The 3,449-nt window shown below is 35.7% G+C and carries 5 protein-coding genes; all 5 read right to left on the bottom strand.

Annotation, left to right across the window (positions count from 1 at the left end; translation table 11 throughout):
• Positions 1-510, bottom strand: a 510-nt coding sequence (locus AC4GME_RS18150) for a PIG-L deacetylase family protein (RefSeq protein ID WP_490379975.1), incomplete at its 3' end; no start/stop codon positions are given.
• Positions 511-515: 5 nt separating this feature from the next.
• Positions 516-1,682, bottom strand: a complete 1,167-nt coding sequence (gene neuC / locus AC4GME_RS18145) for a UDP-N-acetylglucosamine 2-epimerase (protein WP_490378450.1) — start codon at positions 1,680-1,682, stop codon at positions 516-518.
• The gene (locus tag AC4GME_RS18140; protein ID WP_490379974.1) at positions 1,669-2,310 is read right to left on the bottom strand and encodes an HAD family hydrolase; all 642 of its coding nucleotides are present in this window, start codon (positions 2,308-2,310) and stop codon (positions 1,669-1,671) included. Before AC4GME_RS18140 ends, neuC begins: the two co-directional genes overlap by 14 nt.
• Entirely contained in the window at positions 2,307-3,218 is a 912-nt protein-coding gene (locus tag AC4GME_RS18135; protein ID WP_490379973.1) for an ATP-grasp domain-containing protein, read from the bottom strand. Before AC4GME_RS18135 ends, AC4GME_RS18140 begins: the two co-directional genes overlap by 4 nt.
• Positions 3,219-3,227: 9 nt before the next feature.
• Positions 3,228-3,449 (bottom strand): DegT/DnrJ/EryC1/StrS family aminotransferase (locus AC4GME_RS18130; protein WP_490379972.1); only part of this gene is annotated, 222 nt, incomplete at its 5' end.

Below are 3,449 nucleotides of genomic sequence, written 5' to 3'. Positions count from 1 at the left end.
ATATTCAGATACATCAATAAATACATTTGGTCTAAAACCTCCATCTTCAGGTTTCATACCAAAATCTGTTTCAGAGATTGTTTCATAAGAAAGAACACGTTTGATGAAAGGATAGCGAAATGATTTAGTCGCAGACATTACAGAATCAAATACGATTTCATGGTCACTGTGTGCATCATTACGATAAACACAAAATACTTCATCAGGTTTAACGCTATTTATTACAGTAGAAATCGGACCGATAACTTCTCCTTTCGGTAAGGTTTCCAATTGCGCAGGCAGAAGGTTTAACTCATGCACCCCGCTAAAACCGTAGCTCAGAGCTACATCTTTAATTTCTTGTGTTCTTTTTGCTATTTGCAACACAGTGAAGCCAGCTGGCTCAGACATCCCTGTTACAATAAGCCAGTGAACTTGATGACCTTCGTGTATATATCTCAGTATAGTGCCGCCACAACCAAGTGTCTCATCGTCAGCATGAGGGGCAATTATTAATACTGTTTTCGACATAACTATTACACCAACTTACTTTTTATCAACCATTTAGAATCTAACATATCTATTTTAGCTAAAAAATCTTCGACTATTTTAGCACTCGTACCATCACCATACGGGTTTGCTAGGTTTATAATATCATTGCGGTAATTATTATCAAAACAAGCTTTTTCTATCGCATCAACAATTTCTTGGTGATTGTAATCAACAAACTTAACATTACCAGCGTTCAATCTGCCTTGTTGCCTGCGCCCTACATTCACAACGGGTAATTTATACATGGGCGCTTCTAAAATACCCATACTCGAATTACCCACAAGTGCTTTGGCGTTGCGCAGTAAATTAATGAATATATTCCGCGGCAATGTGTTTTGAAGCAAAATACGATCACTTTCAAATTCTTCATATGCTTTTAAAATTTCAAATGAGCCAGGGTCACTATTTGGTGTAATACATACTGCTTTCATATTATTCTTTTCACACAGGGTTTTAACCGACTCTAACGTTATTTTCATTTGCTCGTAAGCTGAATTATGTTCAGACGATAATGGGTGCTTCAATACCACGATATAATCAGTAAGCTCACTTTTAACAAAATGACAAACATCCTTAAAATCAATCTTAGGTTCATTACGAATATTATCTAACCCAGGAGTTCCTGTAAAACAAATACGCCAGTCATCTTCCCCCATACTAATCAAGTTTTTAGAATAAGGTTTTGCTGTTGTGAAATGAATATGAGCTAGTTTACTCGCTGCCATACGAATAGGATCATCTGCATTTCCCCAGACAGGATCGCCGCCACCAATATGTGCGACTAATACATCCATGTAGTTACCAACAATCGTAGTTGCAATACTTTCTTCTCTATCGCCCACGACGATCAACAAATCAGGCTGTTCACGGTCAATTGTCTGCGTTAACCCTGAAATCAATTGCGAAACAGCTTTACTACGTTGAGTAACGCCATTAGTAACAAATAAAGAATCAATTTTATCAGCAATCTCAAAGCCATCATCAATAATTAATTGTGCTGTATTCCCATGCCAATTAGATAGATGCGCACCAGATATCACAACCTTTAGCTCAAAATTTTCACTATCATTTAGCCGTTTAATGACAGGATAAAGAATATCATATTCAGATCTGATACCCGTAACTGCAATTATTTTTCTAATTTTTTTCATGTTTATTACCTAAAATATATTTTAACGAGCTTGATAGTCTCGATATAGAAATATCAGATTCAGTATCATTCAGCCATAGGGCTTGAATACCTATGTTAATCGCCCCCTGATAATCATTATTATAACTATCACCGATCATAATGGTCTCACTTAACTCACAGCCAAAATAATCCACAACATTAATAAAGCACTGTTTCTCAGGTTTTTCATAACCTTCATTATTCTCTCGTGCATAAAATACTTTATCTATTTTTGACTCAATATCTAAATTACTTACTTTATTTTTTTGTACGTCAACAACACCATTAGTTAAAATAGCAATATAACAATTATGTATTTTTAACTGCGATAAATAGGCATCTACACCAGAATAGGTTTTTAAACTCACTTGTGCCGTTTTATACAGATTAAATAATAGATCGTGATTTGTTAAAGAATATACGCTGGCCTGTTGTAAGCAATCCTTCAGAATATCTTTACTTTCACTACGAGATATATGATCAATCGAATTGTATACTGAACCTAAAGGTAGCTGAAGCGCTCGTTCGAATTGCATCAAAACGCCTTTGAAATAAGCAGTCTCATCATATAAAGTATTATCAAGATCCAATATAACAAGTTTGATCATTGAGTAAATACTTCCTGGTAAGTGCGATACATTTTCAGATGATTTTGGACCTTCTGAGGAGCAAATTCTGTTTCACCAGCAAGAATATTAAGAAATAAAGGTATCCAGTTTTCTGTACCGGCAAATCCTAAGGCCATACCACCCGCAATCCGAGGGTTTATTTCAACAAAATTAATCTCTTCGCCATCTAGAAAACATTGAACATTGATAGGTCCGATGAACTTAATCGACTTAGCTATATCCATCACACCTTTATGGATTATTTCATTAAGTTCAATTTCACCACCGGTAGATTTACCATTAGATACACCTAAACGTTTACGCGGAACAATATAGATTGGGTTACCTAATGTATCAAATAAACAGTCTATCGTATATTCAACACCAGTGAGTATCTTTTGTGAAATACAAGATGAATCAAATTTATCAGCTCTCAAAATTGGGTCATGTTCAACGAATATTCCAACACTGCCCCTACCTTCACGCGGTTTTATGAATGGGTAGATTGGTTCTAATGAAGAATCTGCACATGGGATACTATTAGCTTTAAAAAATTCATAAGTACTCCATTTATCCTGAAATACTTTTATTGTTTCAATATCTGATATGAGAATTTCAATGCCTTTATCTAAAAATAGCGTTTTACGTTCAGCCCACCCCAAGAGCATTTCATCAAACGAAGGGATAACTACATCGACACGATTATCAATAAGTAGCTTTTCTATTTTTTCCCATAAGTTGGGATCATTCTTAGGGGGAAATGTTATAAATTCGTCAGCTAATACGATTGCACTACATTGAGCAGAAATATCAGAAGCTATAGAGATATTACCCGACTCACGAATGGCTTTAATCATATAGCTACTTACCATACTGCCTGATGCTTCAGTCAAAATACGTTTAGTCATTATTATTCCTTAATCAAGCATATTAGTAGGAGAACTAGGTAAATTAATAAGATGCGCTTCAACCCACTCGGAAACGGATAAATCACCACGCAATGCATTTTTAAACATCGGTAGGCGGTGCATCAACTGCCAGACAGGCCTAACCATCACGCCTTGCTTATTAACCTCTTCAAGTAATAAGTTGCGACTGGTTACATCCGGGCAGATAACCGCATTTAACCAGTAATTTGA

The sequence above is a fragment of the Psychromonas sp. genome (assembly GCF_983033635.1).
Note: the sequence above shows the minus strand (reverse complement) of the source record. Positions and strands in the feature narration are given on the sequence as shown.